Origin of the sequence: Paraburkholderia saeva, assembly GCF_907164555.1 — a bacterium.
GTDB classification, from domain to species: Bacteria; Pseudomonadota; Gammaproteobacteria; order Burkholderiales; family Burkholderiaceae; genus Paraburkholderia; species Paraburkholderia saeva.
This window is the reverse complement of the sequence record NZ_CAJQZC010000002.1, coordinates 326,128-349,257: the sequence shown is the minus strand read 5'-3', so window position 1 is coordinate 349,257 and position 23,130 is coordinate 326,128. Positions and strand designations below refer to the sequence as shown.

The window sequence follows — 23,130 nt, the reverse complement described above, 5'->3', positions numbered from 1 at the left end:
CCGATGCCGCCGGCCCTGTCCTCTTCATGTCGGGCAGGTAGTGCTGTCCATCACCGCCTTCCAATCAAACTGCATCCAGACACCATGACCCAAGTGAAGCGTCTCACCGATCTGATCGCCGAAGGCAAGCTTGCCGGCCAACGCGTTTTCATCCGCGCCGATCTGAACGTGCCGCAGGACGATCACGGCAACATTACCGAAGACACTCGTATCCGCGCGTCGGTGCCGGCCATCCGGGATGCGCTCGATGCAGGTGCGGCCGTCATGGTCACCTCGCACCTCGGCCGCCCGACGGAAGGCGAACTGAAGCCGGAAGACTCGCTCGCGCCGGTCGCGAAGCGCCTCGGCGAACTGCTCGGCCGCGACGTGCCGCTCGTCGCGAACTGGGTGGAAAACGGCGTGAACGTCGCGCCGGGCCAGGTCGTGCTGCTCGAGAACTGCCGCGTGAACAAGGGCGAAAAGAAGAATTCCGACGAGCTCGCGCAGAAGATGGCGAAGCTCTGCGACATCTACGTCAATGACGCGTTCGGCACCGCGCATCGCGCCGAAGCCACCACGTACGGCATCGCGAAATACGCACCGGTCGCATGCGCGGGCCCGCTGCTCGCGGCCGAACTCGACGCGCTCGGCAAGGCGCTCGGCGCGCCGAAGCGTCCGCTGGTGGCGATCGTCGCCGGCTCGAAGGTATCGACCAAGCTCACCATTCTCGATTCGCTCGCCGGCAAGGTCGACCAGCTGATCGTCGGCGGTGGCATCGCGAACACGTTCATGCTGGCGGCGGGCCTGAAGATCGGCAAGTCGCTCGCCGAAGCTGATCTCGTCAAGGAAGCGAAGGCGATCATTGATGCCGCGAAGGCGCGTGGCGCTTCGGTGCCGATCCCGACGGACGTCGTCACAGCAAAGGAATTCTCGCCGACGGCGAAGGCCGAAGTGAAGGCCGTGGCCGACGTAGAGGACGACGACCTGATTCTCGACATCGGCCCGGATACCGCGAAGGCGCTGGCCGCGCAGCTGGAAAAGGCCGGCACGATCGTCTGGAACGGCCCGGTTGGCGTGTTCGAATTCGACCAGTTCGGCAACGGCACGAAGACGCTGGCTGACGCGATCGCGAAGTCGCCGGCGTTCTCGATTGCGGGCGGCGGCGACACGCTCGCGGCGATCGCCAAATACGGCATCCACGACAAGGTCAGCTATATCTCGACGGGCGGCGGCGCCTTCCTCGAATTCCTCGAAGGCAAGAAACTGCCCGCCGTCGAAATCCTGGAATCGCGGGCTTAACGTGGCAACGCGCTCCCCGACGAAGTCAGCAAAAGGCCGGCCCACGCCGCGTACGACAGCCGCAGGGGAGCGCAGCGCGCGCTCCAGCAGCAAGCCGCTGCAAGCGGCTCTGGCGCCAGCAGGCGCGCCGGGCCAGCCAGCGGTGCAGAACACACAGCATCCGCAGGATCAGGCAATAGCGGCGCAGCACAGCGTCGCGCCTGCAGAAACCGCCCCATCCGACACCGCCGCGCTGGCCGAAGCCAGCGTACCGGCACAAGACTTCGCAGCATCGGCCACGCCCGATGCGCAACGCTCAAACAAAGCGACGCAGGCTCCAGCCGGCGCGCAGCCCCAGGCAGCCGCTCGCGCGGCAACGCCACAGAATCCGACTCGCAGCGCTTATCCCAGCGAACCCATCCAGACGAGGAGACTCATGCATCGCGCCACCAAGATTGTCGCCACCATCGGCCCGGCTTCCAGTACGCAGGAAATCCTGCTGCAAATGATTGAGGCCGGATGTGATGTGGTGCGGCTCAACTTCTCGCACGGCACCGCCGACGACCATCGCCAACGCGCTGAGTTCGTCCGTGAAGCCGCGCGCCAGGCTGGCCGCGAAGTCGCCATCATGGCTGACCTGCAAGGCCCGAAGATTCGCGTCGGCAAGTTCGAGAACGGCAAGACGACGCTGATCGCCGGCAATTCGTTCATCCTCGATTCCGCGTGCGAGCTCGGCAACGACGACCGCGTCGGCCTCGACTACAAGGATCTGCCGCGCGACCTGAAACCGGGCGACGTGCTGCTGTTGAACGACGGCCTGATCGTCCTGAACGTCGTGCGCGTGCTCGGCACCGAGGTTCACACCACGGTGAAGATCGGCGGCGACCTGTCGAACAACAAGGGCATCAACCGCCAGGGCGGCGGCCTCACGGCGCCGGCGCTGACCGAAAAGGACATGGAGGACATCAAGACCGCCATGTCGCTGGGTGCGGATTTTGTCGCGGTATCGTTCCCGAAGAACGCCACCGACATGGAAATGGCCCGCCAGCTCGCCAACATCGCGGGCGCGCCGTACGGCATCAAGCCGAAGATGATTGCGAAGATCGAACGCGCGGAAGCCATTCCGGCGCTGCAGGGCATCCTCGACGCTTCCGACGGCATCATGGTCGCGCGTGGCGATCTGGCCGTGGAAGTGGGGAATGCCGCAGTCCCGGCGCTGCAAAAGCGCATGATCCGTATGGCGCGCGAGTCGAACAAGTTCGTCATCACGGCCACGCAGATGATGGAATCGATGATCCACGCACCGGTGCCGACACGCGCCGAAGTGTCGGACGTCGCGAACGCGGTGCTCGACGGCACGGATGCCGTGATGCTGTCGGCGGAATCGGCGGCGGGCAAGTATCCGGTGCAGACCATCGAAACGATGGCCGCGATCTGCGTCGAGGCTGAGAAGTCGGAAAATTCGGAACTGGACAAGGATTTCCTCGACCGCACGTTCACGCGTATCGACCAGTCGATCGCGATGGGCGCGCTGTTCACGGCGTTTCACCTGGGCGCGAAGGCGATTGTCGCACTGACGGAATCGGGTTCGACCGCGCTGTGGATGTCGCGTCACTGGACCCATGTGCCGATTTTCGCGCTCACGCCGCGCACCGGCAGCGAACGCGCGATGGCGCTGTATCGTAATGTGACGTCGCTGCACCTCGACACCAACACCGACCGCGACACCGCGCTTGCGCAGGCGCTCGAAGTGGTGGTCAGCAAGGGTTATGCGTCACGCGGCGACATGGTGGTGCTCACGGTGGGCGAGCCGATGGGTCAGGCCGGCGGAACGAACACGCTGAAGATCGTGCGGGTGGGTGAACCGTACTGATCAGACTGGATTTTTACCCGATCGGCGCGGCGAGCAGGCCGCGTTCCCGGGAGAGGCGGCGCGCCCCTGAACCACGCTCAGGGAAGGCACGCACGGGAATGCGGCTTGCTTCGCGATAAAATCGTAAAAATTAGATGCCGACGGCACAGGTTTCGTTTCAATCTAAGGAGTTTCACCATGCCTCTCGTATCAATGCGTCAGTTGCTGGACCATGCCGCCGAAAACGGCTATGGCCTCCCGGCATTCAACGTGAATAACCTGGAACAGGTGCAGGCGATCATGGCGGCGGCGGACAAGGTCGGCGCGCCCGTCATCATGCAGGCGTCGGCTGGTGCCCGGAAGTACGCCGGTGAGCCGTTTCTGCGTCACCTGATCGAAGCGGCAATCGAGTCGTATCCGCATATTCCGGTTGTGATGCATCAGGATCACGGGCAGTCGCCTGCAGTGTGCATGGCGGCCATGCGCAGTGGTTTTACGAGCGTAATGATGGACGGTTCGCTGGAGGCGGACGGCAAGTCGGTGGCGTCGTATGAATACAATGTCGACGTGTCGCGCAAGGTCGTGGAGATGGCGCACTCGATCGGCGTGACGGTCGAAGCCGAACTGGGCGTGCTCGGTTCGCTCGAAACGATGAAGGGCGACAAGGAAGACGGCCACGGCGCGGAAGGCACGATGACCCGCGAGCAGCTCCTGACCGACGTCGAGCAGGCCGCCGATTTCGTGAAGCTCACGCAGTGCGACGCGCTGGCGATCGCGATCGGTACGTCCCATGGCGCGTACAAGTTCACGAAGAAGCCGACGGGCGATATCCTGTCGATCCAGCGCATCAAGGAAATTCACCAGCGCATCCCGAACACGCACCTGGTAATGCACGGGTCGTCGTCGGTGCCGCAGGAACTGCTCGCGGAGATCCGCGAGTTCGGCGGCGACATGAAGGAAACGTACGGCGTGCCGGTCGAGGAAATCCAGGAAGGCATCCGTAACGGCGTGCGCAAGATCAATATCGACACCGATCTGCGTCTCGCGATCACCGGCGCGATCCGTCGTGCGATGGCAGAGAACCCGTCGAAGTTCGACCCGCGCGACTACCTGAAGCCGGCGCGTGAAGCTGCGACGAAGGTGTGCGTGGACCGCTACCTGGCGTTCGGCTGCGAAGGCCAGGCCGCGAAGATCAAACCGCTGTCGCTCGACAGGATGGCGGAGAAGTACAAGTCGGGCGACCTCAGGCAGGTCGTCCGCTAGGCTGTTCGTTCAGCACTGACCTGGCCATCCGGCCAGGTTGTTGTTAGATCGCCGTTCCCGCATGATCTGGGGAACGGCGTTTCCCTTTTGTTCCGGTCTCATTTTTGCCCCATTTCTAGCGAACTACGACGATGTCTACCCTTTACGAATCCACGCTCCGCTCGCTGCCGCTGCTCGGCCGCGGCAAGGTCCGCGACAACTACGCGGTGGGCAACGACCAGTTGCTGATCGTCACGACCGACCGTCTGTCGGCGTTTGACGTCATCATGGGCGAGCCGATTCCCAAGAAGGGTCGCGTGCTGAACCAGATGGCCAACTTCTGGTTCGACAAGCTGAAGCACATCGTCCCGAATCACCTGACGGGCGTCGAGCCGGAAACGGTCGTCGCAGCGGACGAAGTCGAACAGGTCAAGGGTCGCGCGGTTGTCGTCAGGCGTCTCGAGCCGATTCTGGTTGAAGCGGTGGTGCGTGGCTATCTGGCCGGCAGCGGCTGGAAAGACTACCAGGCAACGGGCGCCGTGTGTGGCGTCGAACTGCCGCCGGGCCTGCAGAACGCGCAGAAGCTGCCCGAGCCGATCTTCACGCCGGCAGCGAAGGCCGAAATGGGCCACCATGACGAGAACATCACGTACAACGAGATGGAACGCCGCATCGGCACCGAACTGTCGGCCACGATCCGCGACATTTCGATCCGCCTCTACAAGGAAGCCGCTGAATTCGCGGCCACGCGCGGCATCATCATCGCCGACACGAAGTTCGAATTTGGCCTCGACAACCACGGCAGGCTGTATCTGATGGACGAGGTGCTGACGGCTGATTCGTCGCGCTTCTGGCCGGCCGACCAGTATCAGGTGGGAACGAACCCGCCGTCGTTCGACAAGCAGTTCGTGCGCGACTGGCTCGAAACGCAGCCGTGGAAGAAAGAGCCGCCGGCGCCGAAGCTGCCGGATGATGTAGTTGCAAAGACGGGCGAGAAGTATCAGGAAGCGCTCGAACGCCTGACCGGGCAGAAGCTCGCTTAAGCCCGCTTCAATCACTGAAGCCCGCCCGATAAGGAAGTTCGTACGATGAGCGAAGCACAAACCGCCCACACGCATGCCGCGCCACTCGTTGGTGTGCTGATGGGCTCCAGTTCCGACTGGGACATCATGAAACACGCCGTCGCGCTCCTTCAGGAGTTCGGCGTGCCCTACGAAGCGAAGGTCGTTTCGGCGCACCGCATGCCCGACGAGATGTTCGACTACGCACAGCGCGCGCGCGAGCGCGGCCTGCGCGTGATCATCGCGGGTGCGGGCGGCGCCGCGCACCTGCCCGGCATGCTGGCCGCGAAGACCACGGTGCCGGTGCTGGGTGTACCGGTCGCGAGCAAGTATCTGAAGGGCGTCGATTCACTGCACTCGATCGTCCAGATGCCGAAGGGCGTGCCGGTCGCGACGTTTGCGATCGGCGAAGCGGGCGCGGCGAACGCGGCGCTCTTTGCGGTATCGATCTTGAGCGTGAGCTCGCCTGAGTACGCGAACCAGCTTGCTGCGTTCCGCGTGCGTCAGAACGAAGCTGCACATGCAATGGTATTGCCCGCGCTGTAAGCGCGAACCGATGTTTCCTGCCTGACCCCGGCCGTTGCGCATCAGATTCCCTGGCTGCCTGCGCTGCGGCCGCTGCCGACCACTGAGATGAATTCAGACAACACACCGGTTTCACCGATTCTGCCTGGCGCCTGGCTGGGCATGGTCGGTGGCGGCCAGCTTGGCCGCATGTTCTGCTTTGCCGCACAGGCGATGGGTTATCGCGTCGCGGTGCTCGATCCGGACGAGACCAGTCCGGCGGGCGCCGTCGCGGACCGGCACCTGCGCGCCGCATACGACGACGAAGCGTCACTGACGGAGCTCGCGCGCCTGTGCGCGGCCGTCTCGACCGAGTTCGAAAATGTACCCGCCGCGAGTCTCGATTTCCTCGCGCGCTATACGTTCGTCAGCCCGGCTGGCCGATGTGTCGCCATCGCGCAGGACCGCATTGCCGAGAAGCGCTTTATCGCGGCGTCCGGCGTGGCGGTGGCGCCGCATGTGGTGATCGAATCGTCCGCAGCGCTTGAATCGATCGAAGACGCGAAGCTCGAAGCCGTGCTGCCTGGCATTCTCAAGACGGCGCGTCTCGGTTACGACGGCAAAGGCCAGATTCGCGTGTGCAATGCCGGGGAAGTCCGCGAGGCGCATGCATCGCTGGGTGGCGTTGCGTGCGTGCTGGAAAAGCGTCTGCCGCTGAAGTTCGAGGTCTCGGCACTTATCGCCCGTGGCGCGAACGGGACATCGGCGGTCTATCCGCTCGCGCAGAATACGCACCGCGACGGTGTCCTGTCGCACACGATTGTGCCGGCGCCCGACGCGAGCGCTTCGCTCGTCAAGCAGGCTCAGCAGGCCGCGTTGCAGATCGCTGCGAAGCTGGATTACGTCGGCGTGCTGTGCGTCGAGTTTTTCATTCTGGAAGACGGCTCGCTCGTCGCGAACGAGATGGCGCCGCGTCCGCACAATTCCGGTCATTACACCGTCGATGCCTGCGCGACCAGCCAGTTCGAACAGCAGGTTCGCGCGATGACAGGCATGCCGCTCGGCGACACGCGCCAGCATTCACCGGCGGTGATGCTGAACATCCTCGGCGATGTCTGGTTCAAGGACGGTCCGAAACGTGCGGCCGTCACGCCGCCGTGGCACGAAGTGGCGGCGATGCCCGCAGCGCGGCTGCATCTGTACGGCAAGGAAGAGGCGCGGCCGGGCCGCAAGATGGGCCACGTGAACTTCACCGCCGCGACGCTCGAAGAAGCGCGCACGGCCGCGCGTGACTGTGCGCGTCTGTTGCACATCATCAAGAGCTGAGATCGCAGTCACGATGCCGGATCAACCGAAATCACCGGAAGAGAGCGCGCTCCCCGTTGGCGAGGCGGACATCGCGAACGCCGCGGCGCTGCTCGACGCAGGGGAGCTCGTCGCGTTTCCGACGGAGACTGTCTACGGCCTTGGCGGCGATGCTGAAAGCGCGGATGCCGTCGCGCGTATCTATGCCGCGAAGGGGCGGCCGGCGAATCATCCGGTCATCGTGCATCTCGCGCCGGGCGGCGACCCGGGGTACTGGGTCGAGCGTCTGCCTTCCGAGGCGCAACGGCTGATCGATGCGTTCTGGCCGGGCCCGCTCACACTGATCCTCAAGCGCGCGGCGCATATTCCGTCGGCGGTAAGCGGCGGCCAGGATTCGGTCGGCTTGCGCTGCCCTTCACATCCGGTGGCGCAGGCGCTGCTCGCTGCATTCAGCGCGCTGCGTGATGGGCACGGTGGCGTCGCGGCGCCGTCGGCGAACCGCTTCGGCCATGTGAGTCCGACAACTGCGCAGCATGTGCGCGAAGAGTTCGGCGATTCGATTCATGTGCTTGATGGCGGCTCGTCTGAGGTGGGCATCGAGTCGACGATTCTCGATCTGTCGCGTGGCTTTCCGGCGCTGCTGCGGCCGGGTCGCGTGACGCCGCAGGACATCGCCGACGTGCTGGGCGAGATGCCGCGTCTTCCGGACGGCTCTGATGCAACGGCGCCGCGCGCTTCGGGCACATTGAAGGCGCACTACGCGCCGCGCACGCCGCTCGCGCTGCTGCCTTTCGAAGCGCTGGAGCCGATGCTCGAAGCGCGTGCGATGGACGAGCGCGTGGCGCTCGTCGCGCGAGTCTCGCGCGCGGGGAACTGGGCGGATGCGGACGGTGTGCATTTCGTTGCCGCGCCGGAAGATCCTCACGCGTACGCACGAGAGTTGTACAGCCTGTTGCGTGCGCTGGATCGCGCGGATGTTTCGCGGATACTGATCGAGAAGTTGCCCGATACGATCGAATGGATCGCGGTCAACGACCGTTTGGGACGAGCGGCGGCGGCGTTTGAGGCGCAGGGTTAGAACCCCGCTGTTCTATCCGTACATCGCAGTTCGACGGACCAACAAAAAACCCGGCTCAAAAAATCGAGCCGGGTTTTTCTTTTTCAGCACAGTAGCGTCAGCGGCCACTGCAACCTGAAGACATCATTTGCCGATGCCTTTTTGAGCGATTGCCTGCTCGACCGTCTGCGCGAAGTTCGCGTGCAGATGGGTCGACGGGTGGACCGAATCAGCGAACATGTACGACTGATCCGCACCGGCCACCGTGTAGGTTTGCGGCGAGCAGAACAGCGATGAACCGAACGAGCTGCCGAAGTCGGCGGCGGACTGGCCCGGAGCGAGCACGCTCGGGTTTTGCTGGGCGTAAGTCGTCGCTGCTGCCTCCATCTTGCCGAGCGCACAACCCGTATCCGTGTTCGACACCGTGAAACCCAGTTGCTGGTAATTGGCAACCGACTGGTCGATCCAGCTATATGCGCTCACGAGGATGACCTGCGGCACGCTGCCCAGGTACTGCTTCAGCGCGTTGTTGTACGGCACGGTGAGGGAGTCGAACAGCAACTGGGCGTTCGGGCCGCCCTGGACGCCTTCAGGCGTAACTTTCAGATCCGGCACATCCGACACGACAACGTGCGTCGCGCCCTTCGACAGGATCAGTTGCACCGCGCCGATAAACTGCTGCGCGGCCAGCGTCATGCCGGCGCTTGCCTGTGACTGTGCCGCCGCCAGCTGCGAAGGCGGTAGTGTCCCAGCCTGGACTGCGGCTGCGGTTTTCTGGATGACCGTTGCCCAGTAGAAAATGTCGTTCGCGCCACCGTTGATCAGCACGAGCTGATTCGCGTTGAAGGTGCCGTGTTCAGAGATGTACTGGTTGACCTGATCGGTGATCGGCAGCGTGGTCGCCTGCGCGTAAGACGGCAGCGGCGGGCTTGCGAAGCCGATGCCCGGCTGCGTCCCGACGCGCGATCCACCCTGCGCGTAACCCAGCGCACCCGTCGCGGCCAGCGGCTGGCCGAAACCGCCCAGATTCGCTGCCTTCAACGTGTCGCCGTAGTATTCGGCCACTTTCTGCGTCCAGATTTCGCCCGGATTCGTCGTAAAGCGACCGCCACCGAAATTGCCCTGAATGTTCGGCGCATACGTGCCCACATCCGAAAGGCTGTCGCCGAATGACACCACCTGCAGCTTCACCCCGCCCGGCGGCGTGCTGTTCGCATTGTTGTCGTCACCACCACCTCCGCCGCACGCGGCGAGCAGAACAAACGCTGCGCCTGCGATCGCGCACTGCGCGGTCCGCGCGAATCCCCGATATCCGATTCCGTTATGCTTCATTTCGACTTCATCTCCTCGTGTGTCTGGCCTTATGCCATGTGATGCAGGCAGCGTCCGCCGTTTGGACGGCGTGACAGGTGCTTACAGAATTTCTCTCTCTTCACGCGACGTGGGAAACACGATCGCGTCCTCCCGTGAATGCCCGGCAGCATCGTTCATACCCGCCATCCGCGCGTGATATGCCGCAGCCCATGCAGGCGGCGCAAACAGCGCGCGCGCCTTGTTGCGCCAGCCCGACACGCGTGCCGCGTCGGCGAACATCGAACCCCACTCGTGAAACGTCGCTTTCAGCGGGTTGTATGTGTATAACGGCTCGACGATGCCGTACCTGGGGGGATCGACCGGATCTTCATCGACGTAGCTGCCGAACAGACGATCCCAGACCGACAGCACGCCCGCGTAATTGCGATCGATATACCGGTCGTTGCGCGCGTGGTGCACGCGATGCATCGACGGCGTGTTGAAGACGTAACCCAGCCAGCGCATCGAGCCGAACAGCTGGGTGTGTACAAAAAACTGAAATCCGAGATTGATCAGCACAATCGCGACGATCTGCTTCGGCGGAAAACCGAGCACGGCGAGCGGCGTCCAGAAGAGCCACATGCCGGCGACTGGATACATCAGGCTTTGCCTGAACGCTGTCGAGAAATTCATGCGCTCCGACGAGTGATGCACGACGTGCGCGGCCCAGAGCCAGCGCACGCGATGGCTGCACCGATGAAACACGTAGTAGAGAAAATCCTGTGCGACGAACAGCACGACAAGCGATACCCAGCCGGCCTGCCATTTGAGGAGCCGGTAGTGGTCGTAGAAAAACGCGTATACGGGAATGATCGCGAGCCAGGCGAGCTTGTCCGCGGCCTGCTGGAGCAGCGCGAGCGCGGCGTTGCACAGCGTGTCCCGCCAGCTATAGATGCCCGCTTCCGGGCGCGTGCGATGAAGATGCCACGCTTCCCAGCCGATGCATGCGAGAAACACGGGCGCCATGGCAAGCAGGAGCAATTCGGCATCGAATTGCATGGTCGTCTTCCTCCGTCCCCTGTCGACCAGAGTTGACGCTTTAGCTGTCGACCGGAGTTCGCGCTTTAGCGCGCTACTCCGGTCCCATGCAAAGCGCTTACTCTGGTCCCATGCAAGTTATTGCGGTCGACCAGAGTTGAAGCAAAGCACTTACTCTGGTCCCTTGCAGGATGATTGCTGTACCTGTCGTTGTCGTTTGATTGCATCGCACGCCGCGGGGCGGCGCGCGACGCATGTCCTCATGCGTCTGTTTGAACACGCTTTTTTGACATTGTCCGACAGCGTACACGCTACCCGTGTAGGGAACGAACGGCTTCCGTAGAAGAATTCCTCAATGCGCGCCGCGCGGATGCGGGTTTTTCCTGGGCTTTGCACGGGACGCGTCGGAAATATCCGACATCGATACAGACGGTCCCTGATAGACCCATTCAAGCAGTGCGTCATGCGCGGCGCGGGCGGCTTCGGCATGCGGATCGTTGATGAAGCTCACCACGACATAGCTCGTGCCATCCGAAGAAGCCACGTAGCCCGCGATCGCACGCACGTCGCGCAACGTGCCGGTCTTGATGTGCGCGTTGCCGTTGACGGGCTGGCCCGTCAGGCGGTTGCGCATCGTTCCGTCGACACCGGCGATCGGCAGCGAATCGACGAATACCTGTGCGACCGGGCTCGCGTTAGCCGACTGGAGGAGGTCCGCCATCGAGATCGCCGGGATATGCTCGTCACGTGACAGGCCGGAGCCGTTTTCGAGCTGCAGATATTCGGTGGGCAGTGCGCTGCGATGCATGAACGTGTCGATGGCGTCGACGGATTTTTCCGGCGTCGCGGGCGGCTTGCTGATCGCCGCGCCGATTGTCAGGAACAGGTTGCGCGCCATCGTGTTGTTGCTGAACTTGTTGATGTCGCGAACGATGTCCGAGAGCACCGGCCCCTGGTGAACAGCCACCTGCTTTGCCGTGACCGGCACGGCGCCTTCGCGCGTCGTGCCACTGAACGTGCCGCCGCTTTGCTGCCAGAGCGCAAGGAAGCCGCCCGCGAAAAACGCGGTGTGGTCGAGCACGGCCACGTTGACCGTGCGGTCGCCGCACCGTACCGGAAAGTCGCCGCTGAACGTCGCGTCGACGATGCCGTTCGGCATCGCCGTCACCGTTGGTGTAACGGCGGTCAGGTCGCCGCGGCACGGGCCGTTCGTCGCGCGCAGCTGGTTGGCGATCTGCAGTTGCGCGAGCGCGGGCTGCACGTCGATGGCAACGGTGCCGTCGGGCGAAGGCGAGAGCGCGAACGACAGCGACTTGAACGCATACAGCAGCGGGTCGGGACCGACGTTGTACGGCGCGGTGGTGTCGTCGTCGAAGGGCGGCAGATCGCGGGTCGACACATCGAAGAACCGCTTGTCGAGCACCAGCGCGCCGTCGATGCCATTGATGCCCGACTTGCGGATCTTCTGCACGAGATCGATCAGCTCTTCAGGCACGAGCTTTGGGTCGCCGGTGCCCTGGATGTAGAGATTGCCGTGCAGTACGCCGCCGGCGTCCATCGTGCCGTCGGCGAAAGCGCTGGTGCGCCAGCGATAATCCGGCCCGAGAATCGACAGCCCGGCGTAGGTCGTGACGAGCTTCATTGTCGAGGCCGGCATCATCGGTTTGCCCGCGTTGAGCGCGAGGATCGGCGTGCGGTCGCCGATCTTCTCGACCACCACGCTCACCGACGAGAGTGGCACGTGCGCGCGCGCGAGCCCGGCCATGACCGCTGGCGGCAGCACCGTCGTGACGTTGACGGCGGGGTTCTTCACCTTCTTCGCGCGTGCGAACGCCGGCGCGGGTGCCGCCACGCACGCGAGCGTCAGCGCGAGCACGGCGGCGCAGGTGAATGGCATGCGTTGCGCGCGGAGCGTATGAAGCGTGCCCGGGACGTGCGATACGTGACGGCGGCCGGCAGGCGACAGGGCGTCCGCCGTGCCCGGGCGGCATGACGTAGCGGTAGCACTGGATGAAGCACGGCGCGCCGAAAGGCTGCGCGCAACGTTGAGGAGAAAAGCGGTCGTCATGCGAGAGAGCGGAGATCAGGGCTTTTGTAAGGCTGTGCGCCGCGTCGTGCGGGCGGCCAGACAGCGAAATGCACGGCGAACCACGCGGCGTCGCGCAAAAGCGCTCATTGTAGAGACAAGCCGTGACGGTGCGCGAAAACGCTGGCATCGGGCGGTCTCGATGATCGCTCGCGGTTCACCTCATGCGACGAAAGATAGAATGCGGGTTCACAGCCGTGACTGAAACAGAACCGAACCACGACTGAATCAGGACCGAACCAGAAAACGTCAGGACGGGTGCCATGCGGATACTGCTTGTCGAAGATGACCGGATGATCGCGGAGGGTGTGCGCAAGGCGCTGCGTGGTGAGGGTTTTGCCGTCGACTGGGTGCAGGACGGCGAAGCGGCGCTCACGGCCGTGTCGGGCGAGTCCTACGACCTCGTGCTGCTCGACCTCGGCCTGCCGAAGCGCGACGGCCTCGACGTATTGCGCACGATGCGCTCGCGCGGCCTCGCGTTGCCGGTGCTGATCGTCACGGCGCGCGATGCGATCGCCGATCGCGTGAAGGGCCTCGATGCCGGTGCGGACGACTACCTCGTCAAGCCGTTCGATCTCGACGAACTCGGCGCACGGATGCGCGCGCTGATCCGCCGCCAGTCGGGCCGTAGCGATTCGACGATCCGTCACGGTGCGCTCACGCTCGATCCGGCTTCGCATCAGGTGACGCTGGAAGGTGCGCCGGTTGCGCTTTCGGCGCGCGAATTCGCGCTGCTGGAAGCGCTGATCGCGCGACCCGGCGCCGTGCTGTCGAAGAGCCAGCTCGAAGAAAAAATGTACGGATGGGGCGAGGAAATCGGCAGCAATACCGTCGAGGTCTACATTCACGCGCTGCGCAAGAAGCTCGGCGCGGATCTGATCCGCAACGTGCGCGGCCTCGGCTACATGCTTGCGAAGGAAACCTGAACTGATGCGCTCGATTCGCCGTCAATTACTGTTCTGGCTGCTCGCGATCGTGCTCACGGGCGTGTGCATCGCAGGCTGGCTCATCTATCGTCAGGCACTCGCCGAAGCGAACGAACTCTTCGATTACCAGCTGCAGGAAATCGCCGGTGCATTGCCGTCCGAATCGTTCTCGCAGGTGCTCGGCTCGCGCGACACCGGCGAAGAAGGCATCGTGCTGCAGATCTGGAATCGCAACGGCGTGCTGATGTACTACTCGACGCCGCGCGCACCGCTTGCGCCGCACGCGGAACTCGGCTTTTCGACACAACGTACCGAGCGGGGCGACTGGCGCGTGTACGGCGCGATCGTCGGGGATAACGTCGTGCAGCTTGCGCAGCCGCTCTCGGTGCGCAACCGGCTCGCCGCGAACGTCGCGCTGCGAACGCTGTGGCCGCTGATCGTGCTGCTGCCGCTGCTTGGCGTGGCCGTGTGGGTCGTCGTGGGTCGCGGGCTGAAGCCGTTGCGTCGCGTGGCGGGTGCGCTCGATACGCGTCATCCCGAAGCGCTTGACCCGCTGCCCGACCAGCGTCTGCCGCTCGAAGTGCAGCCGCTCGTGCGTGCGCTCAACGGGCTGCTCGCGCGCCTGTCCGCCGCGCTCGATACGCAGAAGGCGTTCGTCGCCGACGCTGCACATGAGCTGCGCACGCCACTTGCCGCCGTGCAGATCCAGACGCAGCTCGTCGCCCGCGCGCGCGACGACGAAACGCGTCAGGAAGCGCTCGTCGATCTGCAGGCCGGCGTGACGCGCGCGACGCGTCTCGCGGAACAACTGCTCGCGCTTGCCCGCGCGGAACCCGATGGTCACGCGGCGACGGTCGCCGTCGATCTGCACACGATGCTCGACGAATGCGTGGCATCGCGCGCGCCGCTCGCGCAGCAGCGCAACATCGACCTCGGCATCGAGGCGACCACGCGGGCGACGGTGATCGGCGAACCCGAAGCGCTGCGCGTGATGCTCAACAACCTGCTCGATAACGCAACGAAATACACACCGGAAGGCGGCCGTATCGATGTGAGCCTGAAGGTCGAAGAAGGGCGTCCCATCGTGCGGATCGCGGATACGGGTCCGGGCATTCCCGTCGAAGAGCGCGAGCGCGTCTTTGACCGTTTTTACCGCGCGGGCGCCGGTGTAAATCGTGTACGCAGCGATATCGCGGGTAGCGGGCTGGGGCTTGCGATCGTGAAGCGCATCGCGCTACAGCATCATGCGGATGTCACGCTCGGCGAATCGGCTTCTGGCGGCCTGCTCGTGACAGTGCGGTTCTGACGGGCCCGTCCGGATCGCGGGAACCCCTGACAGAAAGGGTTGCGCGGCTTTTTTCCACTTAAGACTCTTTTAAGTGACGCCGCGTACGCTTCGAATCATTCTGAAGCGCACCTCTTTGTCAGGAGTACACGATGCAAGCGAAGACCCTCAAACGTAGCGCCGCCGCCGTGGCGGTCGCAGTCGCACTGTCGGCGGGTTATGTGGCCGGTCACCGGAACGTGGCGCCGCCTGAAGTCATCGCACCGGCGCAGGCTGCGATGATGCCTGCCGAAGCGGCCGCCAAAACCGGCGTGCCGGATTTCTCCGGGCTCGTGGAAACGTACGGCCCGGCCGTCGTCAACATCAGCGCGAAGCATGTCGTGAAGAACGTCGCGCAGCGCGGCGGCGGTAACGCCGGCCAGCTGCCGATCGATCCGTCCGATCCGTTCTACCAGTTCTACAAGCACTTCTTTGGCGGCATGCCGGGCGGCCCTGGCGGTCCGGGCGCAGGTGGCGACGACCAGCCCGACGCACCGAGCGCAAGCCTCGGTTCAGGCTTCATCGTCAGCAGCGACGGCTACATCCTGACCAACGCGCACGTCGTGGACGGCGCAAACGTCGTCACCGTCAAGCTGACCGACAAGCGGGAGTTCAAGGCGAAGGTCGTCGGTGCGGACAAGCAGTCGGATGTCGCCGTGCTGAAGATCGACGCGGGCAATCTCCCGACGGTGAAGATCGGCGATCCGCGTCAGAGCAAGGTCGGCCAGTGGGTGGTCGCGATCGGCTCGCCGTACGGCTTCGACAACACGGTGACCTCGGGCATCATCAGCGCCAAATCGCGCTCGCTGCCGAACGAAAACTACACGCCGTTCATCCAGACCGACGTGCCGGTGAACCCGGGCAACTCGGGCGGTCCGCTCTTTAACCTGCAAGGCGAAGTGATCGGCATCAACTCGATGATCTATTCGCAGACGGGCGGCTTCCAGGGGCTGTCGTTCGCGATCCCGATCAACGAGGCGATCAAGGTCAAGGACGACCTCGTGACCACCGGCCATGTGAGCCGCGGACGCCTCGGCGTCGCAGTGCAGTCGATGAACCAGACGCTCGCCGATTCTTTCGGGATGAAGACGCCGCAAGGCGCGCTGGTGAGTTCGGTCGACGCGAGCGGTCCGGCCGCGAAGGCCGGCCTTCAGCCCGGCGACGTGATCCTGTCGGTCAACGGCACGCCGGTGGCGGATTCCGCGGATCTGCCTTCGCAGGTCGCGGGCCTGAAGCCGGGCACCGTTGCCAATGTGCAGGTATGGCGCGACAAGGCGTCAAAGGACGTGAAGGTGACGATTGGCGCGCTGTCGGACGCGAAGGCGGCATCGGCGGAGACGCCGGCGCAGGACCAGGGGCGTCTGGGTGTGGCGGTGCGCCCGCTCACACCGCAGGAAAAGAGCGGCACGTCGCTGACGCACGGTCTGCTGGTGCAGCAGGCGGACGGTCCCGCCGCAAGCGCTGGTGTCCAGCCGGGTGACGTGATTCTCGCGGTCAACGGCAACCCGGTGACGAGCGTCGACCAGTTGAAGCAGATGGTGAAGAAAGCCGGCAACAGCATCGCGCTGCTGATCCAGCGCGACGATGCGCAGATCTTTGTACCGGTCGACCTCGGCTGATGTAAGAAGTACCGTCGCCGGTCTGTCTCCGGCGCTGCGGCCCGCTGGTCCTTCGGACCGGCGGGCCGCAGCTACATCAGGGCTGCGGCATTCCACGTGCGCTTCCGCGCCTCCGGGCATGGAGCTTGCAGCCCATCGTTTTCAGCACGAACCGTACACAGGAGCGATGCACATGAAAACGCAGGATACTCAACGAAGAATGCTTGCCGCGGCGGTCGCTGCGGCTCTCGCGCTCGGCACTGCAGCCAGCGCGTTCGCACAGGCAAGCGACACCACCGGCGGCACCACAACCGACACCACCAGTGCCGGCAACGCGAACGGCGGCGGCCTGCCGCAGGTCCAGCAGCAGGGCGACGTGTCGTACACCTCGGGCGGCGTCGGTCTGGATGAATCGAAGGCGTTGCAGGCGGCGCAAAGCCAGTGGCCGCTTTCGTTGCGCTTCACGGGTCCCGGCGCCGACTTCCTCGCGGATGTCGCGGTGAAAGTGGTCGACGCGCACGGCGCCGATGTGCTGAACACGAAGTCGCGCGGCCCTTACATGCTGGTCAAGCTGCGCCCTGGCCACTATACGGTCCATGCCACCTACAAGGATCTCGAACAGAGCAAGGCGGTTTCCGTGACGGGCAAGGGCACGGCGCGCACCGCGTTCTACTGGAACACGCAATAACGGCAGGCTTCTGCTGCGCCGCACAAGCGTTGCTTTCAGGTGCGCCAGGAAACGTAAAGGCCGCGCAAGCCGGCAAAGTTTCGCCGATAATGAAGCCACGGGCACGCCCGTGGCTTTTCTGTTTTGAAGCCGCGCAGCCTGCCGGAAAGCGCACGCGCGGCAAGCGGATCGGCGGCGGATAGCCGTCGTGCCGTCGCGCGGGTTTCCACCGCACCTCGGAGCTGGACATGACGCACGACGCCCCGGCAGGCAACGCAAGTCCCAACCCGGACGACGCTACCGGCAACCCGTCAGACCGGACCGTGGGCACGCCGTGCACGGAGCATGGCAGCCAGGGCGGCGGTCATCGCGTGGACGTCAACACGAACCGGCACCGCGTACGGGTCATCCATCTTGGCGTGACGGTGGCCGATACGCAGGCGGCGCTGACCGTCTCTGAAACCGGCCTTCCGGACGTGTTCTATTTTCCGCGTGCCGACGTCAACATGGCGCGGCTCGAACGTTCCGCGCACACCTCCCGATGTCCGTTCAAGGGCGAGGCGTCCTACTATCATCTGCTGACCGAAGAAGGCGTCGTCGAAAACGCCGTATGGACATACGAGACGCCCATCGAGACCGTCCAGCAGATCAAGGGTTATCTGGCGTTTTACACATCGAAGGTGGACCGCATCGATCAGACCTCCTGATCGCGCGGTGAGAGGCTTATGGGGAGGCCGTCATGGAACTGAACGACGCGTTGCGGATTCCGCTTGCACCATCGGATGTGTGGGAAGCGTTACAGGACCTCGCGCTGCTGCGTGCGAGCCTCGATAACTGCGAGTCGTTCGCGCGCCTGCCCGGTGGCGAATATGCGCTGACGATGACCGTGCCGCTCGGCCCGCTGCGCGCGCATTACGACGTGCGCGCGCATATCGTCAGCCCGGACGGCGTCGAACCGGAAACCATGCACCGGATGCTCAACTTCAAGGCGCGCGCTGAGGGCGTCGGTGCGCTGCGCGGGCAGATGGAAGTGCGGTTGCGCGCCGACGACCACTGGCTCGGCGGCGCGAAACATCCTCACACACGCATCGACTATTCGGTCTGGGCGACGCTCACCGGGCCGCTCTCGCAGTTGCCCGCGCGGCAGATCGAGAACGCGTTGCACGACCTCGCGGACACGTTTTTCACCGAGTTCTGCGAAGTCGTGCAGGCCAAGCACGGGATGAAACCGAACCGCGTGCACGGCACGCCGGCGCGGCGTCAGCATGTGTTCCTGCGGCCGGTCAATCTGAGCGCGCTCGCGCGGCGCGCGCGCCCGCACGACCACGGTGGCGCGCTGACCGGGCGCGCGGCGAGCACGATACTCGGTGCGCGCGCGCATCAACATGAGCATGACCCGCATGCCGTGCCGAACTGGGCATGGGCGGGGATGATCTTTTTCGTCGCGGTGCTGCTGTATCTGGCACGGTGGTTCAGCCAGAACTAGCCGTTTCGCGCGTGGCGGCGGTTGCGAGGCCGCCCGCTTGGCGCCCGCATTTCGATCTGTCGCGACGGGCTGCGCCTCTCGTCTGATTTCCGCGTGCTCGTATGCCGCTCACGCGTTGCTCACACCCCGCGAAACTCCCGCCGGTACGCCGATGGCGAAGTACTGAACGCCTCGGCGAAATGCTGGCGCAACGAAGCCGTCGAGCCGAAGCCCGCGCTGCCGGCAATCGCATCCACAGACTGATCCGACGTCTCCAGTAGTTGCTGCGCCCGCGCGAGGCGCTGCGCGAGCAGCCACGCGCCGACGGTCGTGCCGGTCGCTTCGCGAAAGCGTCGCGTGAACGTGCGGCGGCTCATCAGTGCGCGTTGTGCGAGCGAGTCGAGCGTATGCGGCGTGTCGAGGTTGCTGCAGACCCAGTCGAGGAGGCCCGACAGACGGTTGCCGTGCCTGTTTTCCGGAACGGGCTGCTCGACGTACTGCGCCTGACTACCCTGACGATGCGGCGGCACGACCAGCCGGCGCGCGACATAGCTTGCCGCCTGTGCGCCGAACCGTTTGCGCAGTACGTGCAGACAGCAGTCGAGTCCCGCGGCGGTGCCGGCGGAGGTCAGCACGTCTCCGTCGTCGATATAGAGGACGTTCGCGTCGAGTTTCACCTTCGGGTAGCGCCGCGCGAAGTCGTCGGCCCATGCCCAGTGTGTCGTGGCGGGTCGTCCGTCGAGTAAGCCGGCGGCCGCGAGCACGAACGCGCCAAGACACAGGCCGACCAGCTGCGCGCCGCGCGCGTGCGCAGCTCGCAACGCGTCGAGCAGTGCGGCTGGCGGTGGTTCGTCCGGGTCGCGCCAGCTCGGCACGATGATCGTGCCGGCATCGGCGAGCGCGTCGAGGCCGTGCGTCGCGTCGATCGAAAACCCCGCGGTCGTGGACAACGTGCCGGGCTCGGCGGCGCAGACGCGAAAGTCGAACGCCACGCCGCCCTCGGCGCGGTCTTCGCCGAACACGACGCAAGGGACCGAAAGATGGAATGGACTGATCCGGTCGAACGCGATGACGGCGACGACCGGCTTCGCGCCCTGCAGCGGAGATGCAGGCGCTGCGCGGGCAGGCGAGGGGTCTCTCGAGGAAATGCGGCGGGTCATAGGAGTCTTCCGTGAAGCGTTGCGCGCGGTTCGCAATCAAAATGCGCTCGCCGGAGAAAGAGCACGCGAAAACACACGGCTCAGAACGCGATTGGCCCAATCTTATCGAAAGTTGTCATTCGGGTCACTGTCGGCGGTGCGGCCGCGGGGGAAGAATGCAGTCATCGCCGCGGCACTGGAACGAACCACGCGCGGCGAGCCACCAGACAAAGCAAAGGAGTGTTGTCATGACCACACCGCGCCGTGCCCTGATCGTCATCGACGTGCAGAACGAATACGTAACCGGCGACCTGCCGATCGAATATCCGCCGGTCGACGTATCGCTCGCGAACATCGGCCGGGCGATCGATGCGGCGCAGGCCGCTTCGGTGCCGGTGGTCGTCGTGCAGAACCTCGCCCCGGCGACGTCGCCGATTTTTGCAACCGGCTCCGAAGGTGCGGCGCTGCATGACGTGGTCGCCTCGCGCAAACACGACCACGAGATCACGAAGTCGTTGCCGAGCGCGTTCACCGGCACCGATCTCGCCGACTGGCTCGCGCAGCATCAGATCGATACGCTGACCGTGACCGGCTACATGACGCACAACTGCGATGCGTCGACCATCAATCATGCCGTGCATGCAGGACTCGCCGTGGAGTTCCTGCACGATGCGACGGGTTCGGTGCCGTACGCAAACAGCGCAGGCTTTGCGAGCGCGGAAGATATTCATCGCGTGTTCTGTGTCGTGCTGCAGTCGCGCTTTGCGGCGGTGGCGAGCACGGATCAATGGATCGACGCGCTATCTGCTGGCAAGCCGCTGGAGCGTGATTCGATCTACGCGTCGAACCAGAAAGCGCGCACGATGCAAGCTTCGGCGGCAGCTATGGTGTAAGCCTCGCATCACTTGCAAGCTGTGACGTTGCGCATGAAAAAAGGCGGGAACCGCGAGGTCTCCGCCTTTTACGTTCAGCCGTGTACAGGGCCCTTAACCGTTCGCGCTGCTCCTGCGCAGCGCAGGGCTTGTACGTAGTGAATCGAACAGGGCATGGACCATTGCTTCGGCATGCTCACCGAAATCGAATGCGCCGGGCAGGAACAGCATGTCGCGCAATGATCCACTGATAAACGCATGAATCATCGATACAGCCCGTGAGACTTCGAGATCGGCAGGCAACTGGCCTTTGGAGATGGCGTTGCGCACGCCGCCCCTCATACTTTCCAGTCCGTCGCGCATGTTGTTCTGGCAGCGCGCCATGACGGGGCCCATGTCTTCGACGAATTCGCATTTCATGAACAGGATGTCGAACACGCGCCGGCGGCGCGGATCGTTCGCCGTGTCGCGCAGACACAGGATGCAGATGTCGATCATGCGGCCAAGTGGATCGGGCTCCTCAGGATCGAGCGACGCGGCCTTCAACTCGTCGAGCGGCAGTAGCACACGGTCGAACATCTCGGTGAACAGATCGCCCTTGTTAGCGAAATGCCAGTAGATCGCGCCGCGCGTGACGCCGGCGGCTTGCGCGATGTCCGCGAGCGATGTTCGCGAGACGCCTTTTTCGAAGAAAACCTGCTCTGCCGCGTCGAGAATGCGGTTGCGCGTCTCCAGCGCCTCTTCTTTGGTTCGGCGAACCATATCTGTCTGTCCTGCCAATATGCGTGATTGCGGGTTGTCCCGAATGTTATTAAGTGCGGTCAATGTCAATCCGTTCAACAGTCAGGCTATTTAAGAACGGATCTTGCCGCGACAGCACGCAGGACGTTGTAAACGCTCTTTTACGTGCAATCATGAATGTATATATAATAGCACCCCATCGATCGGATAGCCCAAGCCGTGTCGACCGGTTAATATCCGACACTGTTGTCTTTTAAAACGCTTGCGAATCGTCCGAAAGGGCGTCGCAGTGCGGCATTTCCCGGTTTGGCGCGCTTCTGCCAGAACTCCACCTTCGGTCGGCCAGCATGGCACGTGGAATTGTCAGGGCTATCGATCACGCGTCTAACGACGCATGTGTGCGCCGTCGTCCCCGGGGTAGGGATGCGCGCACTTTTTCATTCTCAGTCTTTGACAGAGGTCGCTCCATGCGCGTCGAACGGGTTCCATTCCGCTTAATCAGTGCCGCGACGGCTGCCGTAATTCTTGCAGCATGCGGTCAAAAACAATCAGCCCCTCCGCCTCAACCGCCTGAAGTCGGTGTCGTGACCATCCAGCCGCAGCCCGTACCGGTTACCACCGAGCTGCCGGGCCGCACCAGCGCGTTCCTCGTCGCGGAAGTCCGCGCACGGGTGGATGGCATCGTGCTGCGCCGCGAATTCACCGAAGGCGCCGAGGTCAAGGCCGGGCAGCGTCTTTACAAGATCGATCCGGCACCGTATATCGCCGCGCTGAACAACGCGAAGGCTTCGCTTGCCAAGGCGCAGGCGAATCTCGCCACAACGACCGCGCAGGCAAGCCGTTACAAGGTGCTCGTCGCGGCGAACGCCGTCAGCAAGCAGGACTACGACAACGCCGTCGCGGCGCAGGGTCAGGCCGCCGCTGACGTCGAAGCCGGCAAGGCCGCCGTCGACACCGCGCAGATCAATCTCGGCTATACGGACGTCACCTCGCCGATCACGGGCCGCATCGGCATTTCGTCGGTCACACCGGGTGCGTACGTGCAGGCAAGCCAGGCCACGCTGCTCTCGACTGTCCAGCAGCTCGATCCGGTCTACGTGAACCTGACGCAGTCGAGTCTCGAGGGCCTGAAGCTGCGTCGCGAAATCCAGGAAGGGCGTCTGAAGACGAGCGGCATCAACGCCGCCAAAGTCACGCTGCTGCTGGAGGACGGCCGCTCCTATTCGGAAACCGGCAAGCTGCAGTTCAGCGACGTGACGGTCGACCAGACCACGGGTTCGGTCACGATCCGCGCCATTTTCCAGAACAAGGACCGTGTGCTGCTGCCGGGCATGTTCGTGCGCGCGCGCATCGAGGAAGGCACGAACGAAAAGGCGCTGCTGGTGCCGCAGGTCGGCGTGACGCATGACCAGAAGGGCCAGCCGACGGCGCTCGTCGTGGGTCCGGACGACAAGGTATCGCTGCGTCCCCTGGTAGCCTCCACCACGTACCAGTCGAGCTGGGTTGTCGAAAGCGGGCTGAATCCGGGTGATCGCGTGATCGTGCAGGGCACGGAGAAGGTTCGTCCGGGCGCGACAGTGAAGCCGGTCGCCGCGCAACTGCCGGCCACCCCCGCCTCCGGCGCCACGGCTCAAGGCGCACCAGCGGCCAGCGGTGCGCAGACGGCTCAGGCTGCCTCTGCTGCATCGGGCGCGCAATAACAG

The 23,130-nt window shown here is 64.2% G+C and carries 20 protein-coding genes; 15 read left to right on the top strand and 5 right to left on the bottom strand.

What is annotated here, in order from left to right; all coding sequences use genetic code 11:
* The first annotated feature begins 84 nt into the window (after positions 1–84).
* The 7 genes from LPA36_RS05760 to LPA36_RS05730 all read left to right on the top strand — a co-directional run bounded on the left by LPA36_RS05760 (position 85) and on the right by LPA36_RS05730 (position 8,299).
* Positions 85–1,278 (top strand): phosphoglycerate kinase, encoded by a 1,194-nt coding sequence (locus tag LPA36_RS05760; RefSeq protein WP_228875177.1) that lies wholly within the window; start codon positions 85–87, stop codon positions 1,276–1,278.
* 415 nt (positions 1,279–1,693) lie between these two features.
* Positions 1,694–3,130 (top strand): pyruvate kinase, encoded by a 1,437-nt coding sequence (gene pyk, locus LPA36_RS05755; protein WP_228875176.1) that lies wholly within the window; start codon positions 1,694–1,696, stop codon positions 3,128–3,130.
* 177 nt (positions 3,131–3,307) lie between these two features.
* Positions 3,308–4,372, top strand: coding sequence for a class II fructose-bisphosphate aldolase (gene fba, locus LPA36_RS05750; protein WP_228875175.1), 1,065 nt, complete (start codon positions 3,308–3,310; stop codon positions 4,370–4,372).
* A gap of 131 nt (positions 4,373–4,503) precedes the next feature.
* Positions 4,504–5,394 (top strand): phosphoribosylaminoimidazolesuccinocarboxamide synthase, encoded by an 891-nt coding sequence (locus LPA36_RS05745; protein ID WP_228875174.1) that lies wholly within the window; start codon positions 4,504–4,506, stop codon positions 5,392–5,394.
* 45 nt (positions 5,395–5,439) lie between these two features.
* Positions 5,440–5,958, top strand: coding sequence for a 5-(carboxyamino)imidazole ribonucleotide mutase (gene purE / locus LPA36_RS05740; RefSeq protein WP_228875173.1), 519 nt, complete (start codon positions 5,440–5,442; stop codon positions 5,956–5,958).
* A gap of 87 nt (positions 5,959–6,045) precedes the next feature.
* Positions 6,046–7,242 carry a 5-(carboxyamino)imidazole ribonucleotide synthase gene (locus LPA36_RS05735; RefSeq protein WP_228875172.1) on the top strand — a complete coding sequence of 399 codons (1,197 nt, stop codon included), beginning with the start codon at positions 6,046–6,048 and terminating at the stop codon, positions 7,240–7,242.
* A gap of 13 nt (positions 7,243–7,255) precedes the next feature.
* Positions 7,256–8,299 carry an L-threonylcarbamoyladenylate synthase gene (locus LPA36_RS05730; protein WP_228875171.1) on the top strand — a complete coding sequence of 348 codons (1,044 nt, stop codon included), beginning with the start codon at positions 7,256–7,258 and terminating at the stop codon, positions 8,297–8,299.
* A 123-nt stretch (positions 8,300–8,422) separates the two neighbouring features.
* Here LPA36_RS05730 and LPA36_RS05725 read toward each other — a convergent pair whose 3' ends face one another.
* The 3 genes from LPA36_RS05725 to dacB all read right to left on the bottom strand — a co-directional run bounded on the left by LPA36_RS05725 (position 8,423) and on the right by dacB (position 12,506).
* Complete coding sequence (locus LPA36_RS05725; RefSeq protein WP_228875170.1) at positions 8,423–9,610, bottom strand: SGNH/GDSL hydrolase family protein; 1,188 nt, start codon at positions 9,608–9,610, stop codon at positions 8,423–8,425.
* Between the two features lie 81 nt (positions 9,611–9,691).
* The gene (locus tag LPA36_RS05720) at positions 9,692–10,630 is read right to left on the bottom strand and encodes a sterol desaturase family protein (RefSeq protein WP_228875169.1); all 939 of its coding nucleotides are present in this window, start codon (positions 10,628–10,630) and stop codon (positions 9,692–9,694) included.
* A 331-nt stretch (positions 10,631–10,961) separates the two neighbouring features.
* Positions 10,962–12,506, bottom strand: coding sequence for a D-alanyl-D-alanine carboxypeptidase/D-alanyl-D-alanine endopeptidase (dacB, locus tag LPA36_RS05715; RefSeq protein WP_407674218.1), 1,545 nt, complete (start codon positions 12,504–12,506; stop codon positions 10,962–10,964).
* Between the two features lie 452 nt (positions 12,507–12,958).
* Between dacB and LPA36_RS05710 the strand changes: the two genes are divergently transcribed.
* From LPA36_RS05710 to LPA36_RS05685, 6 genes are all read left to right on the top strand, one after another.
* Positions 12,959–13,621 carry a response regulator gene (locus LPA36_RS05710; RefSeq protein WP_228875167.1) on the top strand — a complete coding sequence of 221 codons (663 nt, stop codon included), beginning with the start codon at positions 12,959–12,961 and terminating at the stop codon, positions 13,619–13,621.
* A gap of 4 nt (positions 13,622–13,625) precedes the next feature.
* A complete protein-coding gene (locus LPA36_RS05705; RefSeq protein ID WP_228875166.1) occupies positions 13,626–14,927 on the top strand; it encodes an ATP-binding protein in 1,302 nt (433 codons plus the stop codon).
* A 131-nt stretch (positions 14,928–15,058) separates the two neighbouring features.
* Positions 15,059–16,564 carry a DegQ family serine endoprotease gene (locus LPA36_RS05700; protein WP_228875165.1) on the top strand — a complete coding sequence of 502 codons (1,506 nt, stop codon included), beginning with the start codon at positions 15,059–15,061 and terminating at the stop codon, positions 16,562–16,564.
* Positions 16,565–16,736: 172 nt separating this feature from the next.
* The gene (locus LPA36_RS05695) at positions 16,737–17,231 is read left to right on the top strand and encodes a carboxypeptidase regulatory-like domain-containing protein (RefSeq protein WP_228875164.1); all 495 of its coding nucleotides are present in this window, start codon (positions 16,737–16,739) and stop codon (positions 17,229–17,231) included.
* 350 nt (positions 17,232–17,581) lie between these two features.
* A complete protein-coding gene (locus LPA36_RS05690; RefSeq protein WP_407674236.1) occupies positions 17,582–17,917 on the top strand; it encodes a DUF427 domain-containing protein in 336 nt (111 codons plus the stop codon).
* A 32-nt stretch (positions 17,918–17,949) separates the two neighbouring features.
* A complete protein-coding gene (locus LPA36_RS05685; protein ID WP_228875163.1) occupies positions 17,950–18,696 on the top strand; it encodes a CoxG family protein in 747 nt (248 codons plus the stop codon).
* A 119-nt stretch (positions 18,697–18,815) separates the two neighbouring features.
* Here the strand turns inward: LPA36_RS05685 and LPA36_RS05680 are convergent, their stop codons facing one another.
* Positions 18,816–19,835, bottom strand: a complete 1,020-nt coding sequence (locus LPA36_RS05680) for a helix-turn-helix domain-containing protein (protein WP_228875162.1) — start codon at positions 19,833–19,835, stop codon at positions 18,816–18,818.
* Positions 19,836–20,062: 227 nt separating this feature from the next.
* Between LPA36_RS05680 and LPA36_RS05675 the strand changes: the two genes are divergently transcribed.
* Positions 20,063–20,707, top strand: a complete 645-nt coding sequence (locus LPA36_RS05675; RefSeq protein ID WP_228875161.1) for a cysteine hydrolase family protein — start codon at positions 20,063–20,065, stop codon at positions 20,705–20,707.
* A gap of 93 nt (positions 20,708–20,800) precedes the next feature.
* On the opposite strand, the gene LPA36_RS05670 is transcribed toward LPA36_RS05675, so the two are convergent.
* Positions 20,801–21,448: a TetR family transcriptional regulator gene (locus tag LPA36_RS05670; RefSeq protein ID WP_228875160.1), complete on the bottom strand. Its 648-nt coding sequence runs from the start codon at positions 21,446–21,448 to the stop codon at positions 20,801–20,803.
* 446 nt (positions 21,449–21,894) lie between these two features.
* On the opposite strand from LPA36_RS05670, the gene LPA36_RS05665 reads away from it, so the two are divergent.
* Complete coding sequence (locus tag LPA36_RS05665; RefSeq protein ID WP_228875159.1) at positions 21,895–23,127, top strand: efflux RND transporter periplasmic adaptor subunit; 1,233 nt, start codon at positions 21,895–21,897, stop codon at positions 23,125–23,127.
* Positions 23,128–23,130: the final 3 nt, after the last annotated feature.